Raw genomic sequence first — 16,202 nt, forward strand, 5'->3', positions numbered from 1 at the left:
TGTTATTCTTGTTCTAGTTCCATCAGTAATGCAGCTAAATCGGCGTCATCCACCTGACTTAACTGTACTTGCTCAATGTGACTGCTGAGCTGGCTTACGCTCTGATAGGCCAGTACATCGGCAATCGTCAGGCTGCTCAGGCCAAATGCTTCGTTCAGTCCTGCGACCAGTTGCATGGCCAAAATAGAGTTGCCCCCGAGTTTAAAGAAGTTGTCACTGAGCCCGACTTTGTCCTGGCCGAGAATGTTCTGCCATAAGTCACAAATGGTTCGCTCTGTTTCACTTTGTGGTGCCTGGTAGGGCATTAACTGGGTGAGCTGATAGCGACCCAGTGCCTTTTTATCGACTTTACCGCTGGGCGTCAGTGGCAGAGTGTCCAGTGCTATCAGATGAGTCGGCACCATAAAGTGAGGGAGCTGAGCTGATAAACCGGTGACCAGCTGCGTCTCTTCCAGTGCGCTCTGGGCGACATAGAACGCCGCCAGCACAGGCTCGGTCTGGGTCTGGTTGATGACCACAGCACACTGACTGACACCGCTTTGCCGTTCAAGTACCGCTTCAATTTCCTGAAGCTCGATACGGTAGCCACGCAGCTTCACTTGATCATCCAGGCGCTGCAGGTAAGCCAGTTCACCATTGCCAAGCTGACGAACTAAATCTCCGGTCAGATAGGCATCGACAGGTTGGCCGTCAATATCCAGGGTAACGAACTTTTCGGCATTCAACTCAGGGCGGTCACGGTAACCCATGGCCACACCCTGGCCCGCGATAGCCAGTTGTCCCATTGCACCAAAGCGTGCCAGCTGATTATGCTCATTCAGCACATACAACTGGGTATTGTGGATCGGGCAACCTATGGTCACGCGCTCACCGGGCAGGATCTGTTTGATGCTGGACCAGACGGTGGTTTCTGTCGGGCCGTACATGTTCCACAGTGCCTGATTATCCTGTACTAATTGTTGTGCCAGTGCATCGGGCAGAGCTTCACCACCAACCAGACAAGTGAGGTTAGATTTGCCTTGCCAGTTTGCGCTATACAGCAGACGCCAGGTGGCGGGCGTGCCCTGCATCAGGGTAATATCCTGCTGTGCAATCAGGGTACAAAGTTGTGCGCCATCTTTGCTTTGTACATCGTTCGCCAGTACCAAAGTGGCACCACAGTACAGTGGCAAGAAAAGCTCCAGCACAGAAATATCGAAGGAGTAGGGGGTAATGGCCAGCAGCTTGTCTGTGGCGGTGCAACCCGGTTTTTCAGCCATTGCGTACAAGAAGTTATTCATGTTGGCACGGCTGATATCAACCCCCTTGGGCAGACCCGTTGAACCCGAAGTGTAGATACAGTAGGCCTGATTTTCAGGGCGATACTCAGGTGTTGTTAATGCACTGGTGCCCGCATCGAGCTGATTGATGTCAACAAGCTGGCAGTCTGCGCCAAGGCTAAAGCCGGACTCTGTGCTATCGCTGAGTACAAATCTGACCCCCGCATCCGTTGCAATAAAGCTCAGGCGTTCGCTGGGGTAGTCGGGGTCCAGTGGCAGATAGGCTGCACCACAATGAAAAATGGCAAGCAGGCTGATCAGTAAGTCTCCCTGGCGTGGCAGTGAGACCGCGATAAGGTCGCCCGGTTGTACGCCAAGCTGGTGGAGTTGCATGGCACGCGTTTCAACCGCCTGCTGCAGTGCTTCATAGCTCCATTGTGCTTCGCCACAGATAAGCGCCGTCTGCTGCGGGTGCTGCGCGGTGTGGTGCGCCAGCTGTGCCAGTAAGTCAGGGATCTGTGCAGGGGCAATGGTTGTTCCTTGCGGCAGATTTGCCAAAGTGTCTGACTGAGCTGTGCTTTCTAATGCCTCTACCGAGCCGTCAAGGCTGCTCGCCAGCTGCGTCATAATTGCAATATAGCGTGCACGCAGCAAAGCGATAGTATCGGCAGAGAATAACTCTTCGCTGTATTCCAGGTGCCCTTTTATCCCCGCAGGAGAGGCGACCAGAGTTAAGGTCAGGTCAAATCTCGCGGTGTCATTGGGCGTATCCGGCAAAGACAATGTCAGCGTATCCGTGATGGGGTGTGACTGCTCTGCGCTGCTGCTTAAAAAGTTAAAGAATACCTGAAATAGCGGGTTGTAATTTAAAGCCCGGTCGACGTCCAGTAACTGGACTAACGATTGCAACGGCAGGCTCTGGTTGTCAAACCCAGACAAGATGCGTTCCTGCGTTTGTGTTAGCAGCTCAGTCAGAGTTTGCTCAGGCGTCAGTGTCATGCGAATTGGCAGGGAATTAACAAATAATCCCACAACCTGATCCAGCTGATGGCCCGGGCGTCCGGAAACCGGAATGCCAATGGCGAAATCCTGCTGTCTCGATTGCTCTTGCAATAACAGTGCAAAGGCGCACAGAGACAAGGTATATAAAGAGACACCAGCGCGGCTTGCCTGCTGTTCCAGCTGCTGACTTTGCGTCGCTGGCAGCGTCAACTCAAGACGGCTTCCCCGGAAGCTGGGGCGGGCCGGACGAGGTGCATCGAGCGGCAAGTCCAGAGTATGAGGCATACCGTTTAACGCATCGAGCCAGTATTGCTGGCTGTGTGCTAAAAATGCCTGGCCTTGCTCTGTGTGCTGCCAGTGGGCGTAATCCAGTAATTGCACCGTCAGATGATCTGGCTGCCAGTGATTGCCCTGAAGCTGCTGATAATAACAGGCGGTCAGCTCTTTGATCAGCACATCCATCGAGGCGCCATCGCAGAGAATATGGTGGATCACTAACCCCAGCCAGTGACGGCCATCCTCTAGCTGATACAAGACCCAGCAGTAGGCTGGTTTGGTCAAATCGAACTTTTGCTTGAGCAGAGTATGAAAGTGCGCTTTTGCCTCTGCCTCATCCAGTTGCAGCGTTTGTAAAGGCAGCTCAACGGTGTTGAGCACTTGCTGGCGGGCTTCACCCTGATGCTCAACAAAGCAGGTGCGCAGTGCTTCATGTCTGGTGGTCAGGGCTTGCAGTGTGCTGATGAGCACGGTTTTATCCAGCGGGCCATCAAGCTGCACTAACAGCGGCATATTGTACAGTCCGGCTTCACCTGCATATGCATCCAGCACATACATCTGTTGCTGGCTGTGAGTCAGGGTGCCTGCCTCTGTGCGAGAAACCGGTTGCAGTGCACTCATGCGCTGCTCTGTTTGCTGCTGCTCCAGCAATTGCGCTTGCTGTGCGATACTTGGCGCTGCGAAAAACTGCTTCAGCGTGAGCTCTTTATCTAACTGCTGCGTGATCTGACTGAGCACTTTAAGTGCTGCCAGTGAGTGACCCCCTTGCAGGAAAAAACTGGTTTCACAACAGAGCCCGGTCTTATTCAGTACCGTCTGCCAGATGGTCAGCAACGTCGCCTCAAGCTGCGAGTTAGGCGCAGCACGCTGAGTCAGTGCGTTAACCACATCGGCTTTAGGCAGGGCTTTTTTATCAATTTTCCCCCGCGCGGTCAGCGGCAGCGCATCAAGTTGAATAATGTGCTCAGGGAGCATATAAGCGGGTAAAGTCTGAGCCAGCACATAGTTGAGCTTGTCTTGCTGTAACTGTGCCTGACTGACGACATACGCTACCAGGGTTGGCTGAGGTGTTTGCTGCACAACGCAAATACTGGCGGTCACGCCTGTGATGTTGTTTAGCTGACGGCTGATTTCTTCCAGCTCAATCCGGTAGCCCCGGAATTTCACTTGCTCGTCAATGCGGCCTTTGAAATAGAGCAGCCCCTGTTGATCGTAATATGCCTGGTCGCCCGTTGCATACAAACGTTGCTGTAGCTGAGGGTGGACAGCAAATTTTTCGGCGCTTACCTCTGGCAGGTTTTGATAACCTTGCGCCAGGTTGTCACCACCAATATAGAGCTGGCCAAGCACATAAGGTGCAACCGCATGACCTTGCTGGTCCAGCACATAGACCTGGCTGTGTGGTAGCGCAGAGCCAATTGGTACTGGCGAGCGGTGAATATCAAGCTGATTGACTTCGTGGGCACTACAGCTGATAGTGGCTTCACTCGGCCCGTAGGCATTGATAAAACGTTGGGTTTTGGGGTTGGCCAGCGCGAACCAGTTGGCAACGGTGCGATTTTGCAGTTGTTCAGTGCCGGTTACGACCAGTTTGATCTCACTTGGCAGCGGCTGATCTGCATGACGCAGTTGCTCCATCCAGGCATGCAAATAGCCCGTCGGCAGGCTCAGGTGATTGAGTGCGTAGCGTGCAATCAGATCACCCAAATCGGCAAAAGAGGGGGTGTCTTTTGCCGGACGCAGCACGACCTGACCACCGTGATACAGGATCGGGAAGAACTCTTCCAGTGCCAGATCAAATGACAACACCGAAAATTGCAGCGCTTTGGTATGCGCCCCCAGTTGATAGAGCCCGGCAACCGCCTGACAGTGGTTGTTGAGCGCTTGTCTGGTTACGCGCACCCCTTTGGGCGTGCCTGTAGAGCCTGAGGTATATACCAGATAACCCAGTTCAGGATCTGTGCTCGCCTGTACATCAAGCACGGTCAGTGCAAGCTGGTTTGTGTCATCTGTTAACATCACGCTTGCCTGAGCATCCCGGGCAATAAACTCGCGCCGGGACTGAGGTAAAGCAGGGTCAATGACAACGAAGGCACAACGGGCAAACTGGGCCGCCAGCATGGCTATCACGCAATGGTAGCTTTGCGCACAGCTAATGGCCACGGTCTGTCCGGTCTGTGCAACAGAGCGCAGCTCACTGCTGACGCTGCGCACCACCTGAAGTAACTGAGTATAAGTAAGGCTGGTATCCTGATCCGGTTGTGCGCCGGGCGCAACCAGTGCAATGGACTCTCCCTGATGCTCAGATAACGCGATGAGTCGCTCACTGAAGCAGGGCACCAGATGTGATGGCTGAGGCTGATTCAGCAGCGCCGACTGTTGTGCATAATCGAAGCTGCTAAGCTCACCAATAGTGCACTCAGAGCGGGTCAGCATCACATTGATGATAGTGGCGAGCTGGTGCTGCCACTGACGCACTTGCTCTTTCGTAAACAGCGCCGTGCGAAATTCAAAGTAGCCGCTAAATGTGTCACTGGCTTGCTGAATTTCCAGCGTAACATCCAGTTTGCTGTAGTGTCTTTGTACCGGGTAGGGCTGCCAAATTGGCGCTTTCTCAGAGTTTGATGGCGTGCCGCTGCCGAGGTTATTAAATGAAAACATCACCTGGAACAGCGGATTCGTGCCACTGTCACGATCTGCCCCGAGCAAATCGACCAGTCGCTCAACCGTGACCTGGTTACATTGCAGATCCTGATAGAAATGCTGCTGCAACCGGGAAATAAAAGCGCTAACCGGTGTGTCTGGGCTCACGCCTGCCGGGATCAGTAAGGTGTTAGCAAAGTTGCCCACCATAGCGCGTTGCTGCTGATTGGTACGTGCCAGCTCAGGCATGCCCACAATAAAATTATGCTGACCGGTCAGCTTATGTAGTAACAACTGATAAGCGGCAAGAAAAAACACACATGGCGTGATAGCAAGTTGCTGGCAGCAAGTAGTGATTTGCTTGCTGAGCGCGTTATCAAAGCTGAAGTTGACATAACTGCCTTGCTGTAAATCCTGCTCCGGTGATGCCGGGTTGAGCGCCAGAGACAAAGTATGCTCAGTGTCTGCAAGGCGGCTCAGCCAGTATTGTTCCATTGCACTGCGGTCGCCGCTTTGGGTGGCGAGTAACTGAGTCAGCGTGTAGGCGGGCTCTGTCGGTACACTTATCGCACCCGAGTACAGAGCCATAATGGCGCGTTCTACCATCACCACGGAATAACCGTCCAGCGCAATATGGTGGAAACACAAGGTCAGCACGTATTCGTCTGCGGCCTCAGTGTTATGGAATAACCGGAACCGACATGGGTACTGACGACTGAGCTCAAACGGCACTTTTGCCTCGGCTTCAATCGCGTGTTTCATTTCGCTTGCTGAGTTCACCGGCACCTGCTCAAACGGGACCTTTTCCAGAGGCTGACTGAACTGTCTGGGCTCGTCTTTGACCATTACAAATTTACTGGTCAGGGCTGGGTGTTGTTGCATGACTGCGGCAATTGCTTGTTGCAATGCCGCAGTATCTGGTCTGCCAGCAAAGCGGTAGGCACGAAAAATATTATTCATGCCGCTGGTGGCATCCAGCTGATGACTGAACCAGAAGCGTTGCTGCTTATCGCTCAGTCCCAGCAGGGCCAGACCCGCCTTTTGCTGTTGCAGTTGTTTCAGCCGCGCGAGTTTTTCTGCGCGGCTCAGAGTTGAGGCTGTCATCCTAGCTTTCCTCGCCATCCATCGCAGCCAGCAAGGCATCCAATTCCTGATCGGACAGTTGCTCGTCGATTTCAGCCTGTTCCGGTGCATGGGCAGGATCCGCTGCCTGAGGTGCACTCTGCTGCTCGTCCAGTTTGCGGACCAGCTGAGCGACCGTAGGGGCTGTGAACAGGTCAACCAGAGTGAGATGTGCCTGTAGCTGCTCTTCGATGTTGGCAATCACTTTGACTGCGACCAGCGAGTGGCCACCCAGCATAAAGAAGTTGTCGTTACAACCAACCAGCTCGAGTCCCAGGGCTTGTGCAAAAATAGCGCACAGTGTCTGCTCTCGTTCAGTCTGTGGTGCCACAAACTGCGCCAGCTTACTGCGTACATCAATCGGGTTCGCCTCAATAATGGCATTGCGATCCAGTTTACCATTGCTGGTTAACGGGAACTGCTCCGCTTTAACGAAGAAATCCGGGATCTGGAAGCCCATCAGCGCAGACTGACAGTGATCCAGCAATGCGTCGTCCAGGTTCTTGTCTGCCTGATAATACGCGGCCAGATGTTGATTATCTTCACCAGTTACGGCCACACATACGGCTTGTACGTCTGGATGCTGACCTATCACCTCTTCAATTTCATTGAGTTCAACCCTGAAACCACGCACCTTGACCTGGTTGTCGTTACGGCCGATAAACTCAAGCTGTCCCTGGGCATTTTCGCGCACCATATCGCCACTGCGATACAAACGAACGGTGCGTTCTATCCCATGCAGTTTAAAGGTATGAGTGACAAAGCGTTGTGCGTTAAGCTCGTTATCCAGATATCCCTGAGACAGTCCCAGTCCGGCCAGATACAATTCACCAATGCCACCTTGTGGTACACACTGGCCTTGCGCATCCAGCACAAACCCTTCGCTTCCTTTAATGGCGGTACCAATGGGCACTGAGCGTGACAGCGCAGTGGCTTCGAGGACGTCGGCTGTGAGTTGCTGACAGTATGAGAAAGTGGTGTTTTCTGTCGGTCCATAGCCATTGATCAGGATGCAGTGCGGATTGTGCTCCACAAACTTTTGCACTTTGTCCCGAGACAGCACGTCACCACCAGCCAGCAAATAACGCAGCGATGTAGGCAGGGCAGTTTGTTGTGCTTCAGCCAACTGATGGAACAGGCCTGCGGTTAACCACATATGGCTGATGTTGTGGGTGTTCAGGTAATCCTGATACTGGGCCAGAGACAGACGCTTCTGTGCTGGCACAACCAAAGTACCGCCATTGAGCAGTGGGGCATAGATTTCAAGTGTGGAAGCATCAAAGTACTGAGAGGAGTGCTGCAGCCATACGTCTTCACTGCCCAGGGCAATGAAATCAGGCTGTTCTACCAGGCGCAGTATCCCCGCTTGCGGAATGCGAACCCCTTTGGGTTTACCCGTAGAGCCAGAGGTGTACATGATGTATGCCGTCGAGTCCTGAGTACCTAAATCCAGCAATGGTGCATCAGACATATCGGTAATTTCGCTGACATGTACCAGGTTGAAGCGCTCAGCCAGCGTCAGTGCCTGCTGATCGGTCACAATCACCGGGCTGGCATTTAGCTGTGCCAGGTCATCAAGCATTGTTTGGGTACGGATTTCACCGCTGTCCAGGTCGATAGGCATATAACTCGCACCCAGACGAGCCGCCGCCAGCATGGCAGCATAGAGTTCAAAGCCGGGTTTAAGTACCAGGCCCAGAGTATCACCCGCAGTAACATGTGCCTGCAGTGCTGCGGCTATGCAGGCAGAACGCTGTTGCAATGCCAGATAGCTGTACTCGGTTGAGTCTGCATCAATAACAGCTGTGTTATTCGGGTATTGCGCAACCTGATGGTCGAACAGGGCTGCAACCGAAGGTGACAGCTGTGATGCGAGTTCATCTTCGTTCATCAGCAGCTGACTGGCAGAGCTGGCATTGATGGCCGTCAGCTGGTCAATAGGCTGATCCGGGTTTTGGGTCAGGTTAGCCAGCAGATGCATGAAGTTAGCCACCATTTCCTGCATGGTTTCTTTGGCAAACAGATCGGTACTGTATTCCCAGGTCATAACTGCTGCCGCGCGTCGTGAGGTGGTTTGCCCGACGCGTTGCTCTGCGTGTGGCGCGACTATGATGTTCAGGTCCAGCTTGGCCGATTTGTTGGTGTTAACCAGGCCATTGACCTGTAAGCCACCAAAGTCTGGCTCAGGGACTTCCGCATCATGGAAACTGAACATAGTCTGGAACAAGGGGTTGGCCTGTCCCATACGCTCAGGGCTGAGTTTCTGAACCAGTTGTTCAAATGGCATGTCCTGATAAGCATAGGCATCTAGACAGGTCTTACGCACGCGCTGCAGCAACTCAAGGAAGCTTGGGTTACCTTCCAGGCTGGTACGTAGCACGATGCTGTTAACCATCATACCCATGATAGGGTGCAGCTCGGGTGCGGTACGCGACGCCGTACCGGCACCGATATTAATGTCAGTCTGGCCACTATATTTGTGCAGTAACACATAGTACGCGGCGATCATGGTCATATATAAGGTGAAGCCATTTTCGCGCGCAAACGTACGCAGTGACTCATACAGTTCAAAGTCCAGGTTGAACATGAGTGAGTCACCTCTAAACGACGGCTCCAGCGGGCGTGGATAGTCATAAGGCAACTCCAGTGCCGGCGGTAAATCTGCCAGCTTGTCCAGCCAGTATTGCTCCATTTCTTCGTAGTAGGCACCCGACATCACTTCACGTTGCCACAAACAGAAGTCGGCATAAGTGAATTTAAGTGGCGCCATTGAATGGGCTTTACCTGCCAGTTTGGCCTCGTAGATGGCGTGCAGTTCTTTGGTGAAAATACCCACAGACCAGCCATCGTGGATCAGGTGGTGCTCAACCTGCAGCAGGCAGTGAGAATCTTCAGCCAGTTTGATTAGTTTCCAGCGGATCAGTGGCAGCTGAGTAATGTCGAATGGCTTCTGAGTCAATTTAGGAAGTAACTCATCCAATTCTGCTCGTTGTTGTTCTTCGCTCAGATGGCTCATGTCCAGCGGGGTCAGGTCGACTTTGAACGGACTTTCGATGCGCTGATAAGGCACACCATCGTCATCGTGGAAGGTACTGAACCACAGCGCATGACGGGCAACGATCTCTTCCAGCGTTTCTTCCAGGTAAGTGATGTTCAATGGACCGTCGAGGTAGAAGGTCATCTGGAAGTTATAGGCCGTATTGGTTTTCTGTAATTGCTGCAGGAACCATACGCGTTCCTGCTGGAACGATAAGGGATAGCGGTCCAGCTCCGGACGATGTGTCAGGCTGGGAAGCAGTTGCTGGCTGCTCTCGCTGTTACGCGCCTTTTGGGCGATCAGCTGAGCCTGTGCTGCCAGTGTTGGATAATCAAAGATCTCGCTGAAATTCAGTTTTACGTGGAATACATCTTTAATTTTTGCCAGCAGTTTGATGGTCAGAATTGAGTGACCTCCCAAACGGAAGAAGTGGCTGTCTTCGCTCAGTGTCTCCGGAGAGAGTAGCTGCTGCCAGATCACCGCCAGTGAATTGAGGTAGTGATCTTCGAAATCGATTGTGACTGCTTTGCGCTCCAGTGCAGGCAGTTTTTTCCGGTCATATTTGCCGGTAATGGTTTTGGGGATATGTGGCAACTGCATCCAGTGACTGGGCACCATATAATCAGGCAGTCGCTCTGTCAGTGCATCACGTAGCGCCGCAGAGTCACACTCCACCGCTGCGGTGTAGTAAGCCGCCAGTTCCTGGGCACCCTGGTCGTTATCGACAACAACCAGGACCACTTCTGAAATGTCCTCCAGCTGCGCCAAGGCATGCTCAATTTCACCCAGCTCAACGCGATAGCCGCGGATCTTGACCTGGTGGTCTTTACGGCCAGCATAGTAGAGTACACCCTGCTTGATATAACCCAGGTCGCCACTGAGGTAGCAGCGGCCAAGTTGCGGGTGCGTAACAAACGCGGCTTCGGTCAGCTCACTCTGGTTCAGATATTCCCGTGCCAGACCGGCGCCCGATATGGCAATCTCACCTAAAAACCCTTCCGGCAGACAGTGCAGAGACTGGCTCAGGATATGACAGGCGGCGTTGTCGATGGCACGACCGATAGGCAAACGGGCGAGGGTCAGATGTGACTTATCCAGCTTGATTCGAGTGGTGACCACGGTCGCTTCTGTCGGGCCGTAGGTGTTGAATAAGTCAATGTTCAGCTGATGTTGCTGGCAGAAGGTGTGCCAGGCGCTGAAGCTTTGCTGGGTCAGCTCTTCACCGCCGACAATTACCGTCTTCACTGATGCAGGCAGTGGCTGCTCAAGGGTGTTACTCCAGGCAATAAAGAATGCGGTTGGGAAGTTAAGGATACTCAGGTTATGGGCAGTAATAAAGTCTATAAATGCCTGTGGATCAGCCATGATGGCATCGTTTCGTAACACCAGTTTGGCACCCGCAAATAAGGTGGGGTAGATCTCTTCAACGGCGGTATCAAAGCTCACTGAGGCAAACTGCAAGGCGCTGCTTTGAGGTGTAATTTCGTAGCACTGCATTGCTGACAAAGTGTGGTTTAGCAATGCGCTGCGAGGCACACTCACCCCTTTCGGGTTACCGGTAGAGCCAGAGGTATAAATGACGTAGGCTTCTGCCGTGTCTTCAACGTCTGCTGCCAGCAGTGTATCGGCATGTATGGATGTGACTTGTTCTGCACTCAGACAAGGTAGCTGACTATCGACGGCGACATTGGTGATCAACAGGGCCGGTTTCGCATCATCACAAATAAATGCCTGTCGGCTTGCAGGCATTTTAGGGTCAAGCGGAATATAGCTGGCGCCAATGCGCAGGGTTGCCAGTGTTGCGACGATAAAAGGTAATCCTCTGTCGAGTGCAATGGCGACACGCTGACCTGCTGTAATACCTTGTGCCTGCAATTGTTGAGCGCAGCCATTGATAAGTGTATTCAGTTCGCGATATGAGACTGACTGTTCTGCATCCACGATTGCAATGGATTCACCCGGTTCACCCAGCTTGGCCAAATGTGCGTGCAGATGGTTGTTTTCCCATTGAGTGCTAAGATCCGCCGCCGGCATAGCTGTCAGCACATCCTGACTGTAAGGGTCCAACTGGGTCAGCGACTGCTGAGCTTGTTCAACACAGTTCAGCAGGAAAGCCTTGTAAAAGTCCAGCAACGCCTGAATATGCGCAGCGCTGTAATGCTTGGACTGATAACTGGCGTGCACACTGAGTGCGCCCGATGCCATGACATACAGCGTCAGTGGATAGTGGCTTTGTTCATAGCCCACCACTTGCTGCATTGGAGCTTGCTGCGCATCTGATTGTTCATCACTGACCAGACGCTTAGGGAAGTTTTGGAAAATAAACAAAGTAGAAAACAAATGCTCAGTGATCGGCATTTTGACCGCTTGTTTAATTTGCTCCAAAGAGACATGGGCATGATCCCATGATGCCACTAGAGTGCTCTGGAATTGTTTCAGCCAGCTGGTGAAGTCGCTATTGTGCTGTGCATCAATACGGATTGGCAGGGCATTACTGAAAAAGCCTGCAATGCTTTCCATGTTAGGCACCAGGTGCGGGCGACCTGCGACAACCGAACCAATGACTGCGTCTTCACGTCTGCTGACCTGAGCTTCAAACAAGCCAAATGCGCCCAGCATCAGGGCATTTAATGTCACCCCCTGGCGCTGACAAAAATCGTTGAGCGTTGAAAATTCTTGCTCGCTGAAACTGAGCTTTGCCTGAGAGTTTTGTTGACTGACCTGCTCGGCCGCAAACCCCTGCAATTTGAGCGGAGCACTTGATTGCGGCTCTCCCAGATGAGTATACCAGTGGCCTAAAGACTGTTTGGTGTCCTGCGCCAGCAGCCATTTAACGTAGTCTTTGTACTGACCTCCCTGAGGAAGCGCCACAGCTGAACCCTGAAGCAGCTGGGATACAGCCAGTTCGAGCTGATTGGTGATCAGCGCCATGGACCATCCATCCAGTTGCAAGTGGGTGAAGTTAAAGGTCATCAGGTTATGCTCAGGGAGCAAATAATAGTCCACCCAGACAGGGGGCACTTTGCCTAACTCAAGCGGTTTGCGGCGACTCTGCGCGCTATGTTCTAAGACGCTCTGCTCGGCCTGCTGTTCGCTCATTGCACTGAAATCGTGCTGATGCCAAGGCAGGGTGTACTGACCCAGCACAGCTTGCAACGGCTGAGACTTATTTTCCCAGCTGTACACTGAACGTAGTACAGGGTTGTGGTCAACGACGGCCTGCCAGGCCTGTTGCAAGATCTCTACCCCGGTCTCCTTTGCAACGATGAGGTTAAGCTGCTCTCGGTAGTTCTCGTCTGACTCTGTTGCATTAACCAGGTAAAACAACATGCCTCGTTGGGTTGCCGAAAGCGGGTACACAGCTTGTATTTCTTTGACAGAACTCATGGGTATTCCTTGTTTTCTTATATTTTTTATATTTTTAAAAATCAGGACTCGAACTCATCGAATAAGGACTGCAGATCCGCTTCTGATACGGCATCACCAATCACCTCAACGCCATGCAGTTGCTGCTCGCTGGCAAGCACAGTGTTGGGTGTTGAGTTCGGGATCAGGCTCTGAGCCAGATCCTTAATGGTTTGATGTTGAAAAATATGGCCACTGTTTGCATTGAAACCCAGTGTCTGTAATTGGCTCACCAGCTTTATCGCGGTGATTGAATCTCCGCCCAGTGCAAAGAAGTTGCAATTAGTGCCAATGTCAGACAGGTTGAGCAGGCTTTTCCAAAGCTCCAGCAATTGCTGTTCCTGATCATTTGCCGGGGGAACGAGCTGATTGTATTCCGGGCTGGGCTCCAGTGAAGCCAGGTGGTTTCGATCTATCTTGCCACTGGGGGTGAGTGGTAATTTGTCCATCGCGATGATGAAATCTGGCACCATATAGGCCGGTAGTACCTGACGGAGCTGAAATTGCAACTGCTCGCGATCTTGCGTTTGCGTCGGATCGGCAAAATAGGCGATGAGTTTTTGACTGCCGTTTGGCATGGTGTGCACGACGACGCACACTTTTTCCAGTGCCGCCAGTTGCTGAAGTTGACGCTCGATTTCTTGTAATTCTATCCGGAAGCCACGAATTTTAACCTGATGGTCATTTCGGCCTAAACAGTAAAGCTCACCTTCGCAATTGATGTAGCCCAGATCGCCCGTACGGTATGCATTGACAGGACCTTGTGGGCTATCCAGCGTGATGAAACGTTCAGCGGTCTGAGATGCTAATCCGACATAGCCTTGGCCTACACACGCGCCAGCAATGACAATTTCTCCGCGCATCTGAGGCGGGCAGGGATTGCCCTGCTCGTCGAGGATATGGATTGCGCAATCATTGATTGGCTGGCCAAGCGGTATATCCTGGCTGGTATTAGGGTCAACCAACTGACAGGTTGCCCACACTGTTGCTTCGGTGGGGCCATACATATTCCACAGGCATGCGACTTTGCCATTGAGTGCCTGAGCCAACGTAGTCGGCAGGCGCTCACCGCCAGAGAGTGCACGCACAGTCGGTTTGCCTTCCCAGCCTGCATCAAGCAACGATTGCCAGCCTGCAGGCGTTGCCTGCATCACGGTAATAGGCAGCGTATTGAGCTGTTGCTTGAGACTCAGACCATCCCTTTGCTGCTGTGGCGCAATGACCACTTCACCGCCAGCCATCAATGGGGCAAACAGCTCCAAAACCGAAATATCGAACGAAATGGGTGTAACCGCCAGCAAGGTATCGTGGCGAGTCAGTGACAACTGAGTGACCATACTGGTCAGGAAATTATCCAGATTCCCATGATTGATCTTGACCCCCTTGGGTTGTCCGGTCGAGCCTGAGGTAAAAATGATATAGGCAAGCTGATCCGACTCTGGAAGCAGATCCAAATCCGTTGGTGCCACAGGCTGCGCTCTGAGCTCATCTAAGGTCATCTGAGCAAAAGTGCCACTAAGCTGCTGCGTGTGTTCACATAAGATAAGCTTACACTGGCCTTTTTGTGCAATGTATTCAAGGCGCTGCTGCGGATAATCAGGATCCATTGGAATGTAAATCAGACCAAGGCGCAGGGCTGCAAGCATCGCGATAACCATATCGCAATGACGCTCAAGCATGAGTCCCAGGTGATCGCCTTGTTTGAGTCCCTGGTTTAGCAGGTTTTGTGCCAGTAAATTAATCTGATTATTAAGAGATTCATAACTTATCTGCTGCTGATGACATCGCAGTGCAATGGCATGAGGCTGGTGCTGTGCGTGCTCAGCAAGGGCACCAAGCAGGGTGCGTTTTGGTGCATTCTGTGTCGATGTAAGCTGAGCCAGAGTTGGATACTTAATCTCTGTCAGGGCGCGTTTTAATGTTTGCTCCCGGGTATTCATTAATTGAGTGAGCAAGGGCACCAGGCTGTCGCTCATCATGGTCATCAACTCGCTGCTGAACAGGTCTTCCCGATATTGCCAAAGGATCCGCGCTTCATTTGGTGCGGTGACAATCTTAAGAGTCAAATCGTATTTCGAGGTTGCCTGTGCTGAGCTGACAAACGACCAGCTTTGCCCATCTGAATGTGCTTGGTCGGTACTGGTATGGTTAGATACCAGGATCTGAAAGAGTGGATTCACGTATGGCTGGCGAGCCGGTTTTAATTGCTCCAGTACGTATTCAAAGGGCACATCCTGATAGCGCATCAGCGCGTTCTGCTTACCCTTAATGTACTCAATGAGTTCAGCAAAAGACCAGTTATAGTCAAGCTGATGGCGCAGTGGTAACAGGTTTAAAAAGCAGCCAAGTACCTGATCCATATTCGCGGTCGGGCGATGGATCACGGGTGTACCGAACATCACATCATCCACTTTACTCCAGTGGCCCAGTAGTATTGCCAGGACGGTATGATAAAACGAAAACTCGGTGATCCGAGCTTCCTGACAAAGATGCTTTACTGAGTCTGCCAGCGCATCGGGAATGGTGACGGGAATGGTTTGCGCTGTGCTGCGGGTGTTCTGTGCATGCGGTGCCTTAAGCGGTAAGCGATGTAGCTGAGGTGCACCGCGCAAGGTCTCAATGAACGCAGTTGCATGGCGCTGAAAAGCCGGGCTTGTCAGGTGTTGCTTTTGCCACAGCGCATAATCGCGATATTGCTCCGTGCGCGATGGTGTGGTGTGTTGCTGGTGTGAAGCAAACAGTTGAGCAACAAACGTCTGACAGGCGGTCTCGTCCAGCGCAATGTGATGGAACAACAAACACAAGTCGCAGCCCGTGGCGGTATGGAAAAAGGCAACGCGCACCGGCATATCCGCCTCCAGCTCAAACGAGTAAGCAGAGAAGGTTTGTACCTGCTCCGCCAAATCTTGTTCGCTGCTTTGAGTACACTGGTGATGCTCAACAGTAAGTACCAAATCAGATTGTACTCGCTGATAAACTTCATCGTCTTTTTCGTAGTAGCAGGTATTAAATATTTCATGACTGGAAATCAAATTTCGAATCGTAGTTTCCAGCTCATGTGTATCCCAGCTGTTATCGAACCTGATCCACATTGGAATATTGAAGTCTGTAGTGCCGGGTTGAAGCTGTTGTGTCAGCCAAATACGTTTTTGGCTCAGCGATGCGGGCGCATCACCTGACAAACGAGCAGCCTGCTGTCCTTCAAGGTAGGCAATGATATGAGATTTCCGGCCCGAAATTCTGGACAGAATGGAGCGATCTTTAAGCCGCCTGTTTGTCTTGTAACCCAGTTTTCCATCTTCAATAAACAGCGAAACACCTGCTGAATCTGCTTCCTGGATCAAGCTCTGGATATCCATGTTGCCTCCTTGGATATAGAGAATTGGTTATCTTTGTTTGTTGTTTTTGTTACAGCAATTAACAGTGTTGTTTTCATTTTATTGCAATTTGGATTTAGA

At 52.1% G+C, this 16,202-nt stretch carries 3 protein-coding genes; all 3 read right to left on the reverse strand.

Annotated features, from left to right (window positions below):
- Nucleotides 1–2: 2 nt before the first annotated feature.
- From ELR70_RS10185 to ELR70_RS10195, 3 genes are read right to left on the reverse strand one after another with little or no spacing between them, the layout of a single operon-like run.
- Entirely contained in the window at nt 3–6,284 is a 6,282-nt protein-coding gene (locus ELR70_RS10185; protein ID WP_054016503.1) for a non-ribosomal peptide synthetase, read from the reverse strand.
- 1 nt (nt 6,285) lies between these two features.
- Nucleotides 6,286–12,726, reverse strand: coding sequence for a non-ribosomal peptide synthetase (locus ELR70_RS10190; RefSeq protein ID WP_054016504.1), 6,441 nt, complete (start codon nt 12,724–12,726; stop codon nt 6,286–6,288).
- A 41-nt stretch (nt 12,727–12,767) separates the two neighbouring features.
- Nucleotides 12,768–16,103, reverse strand: a complete 3,336-nt coding sequence (locus ELR70_RS10195) for a non-ribosomal peptide synthetase (protein ID WP_054016505.1) — start codon at nt 16,101–16,103, stop codon at nt 12,768–12,770.
- Nucleotides 16,104–16,202 lie beyond the last annotated feature (99 nt).

It is taken from the genome of Pseudoalteromonas sp. R3 (genome assembly GCF_004014715.1).
Taxonomy (GTDB): Bacteria; Pseudomonadota; Gammaproteobacteria; order Enterobacterales; family Alteromonadaceae; genus Pseudoalteromonas.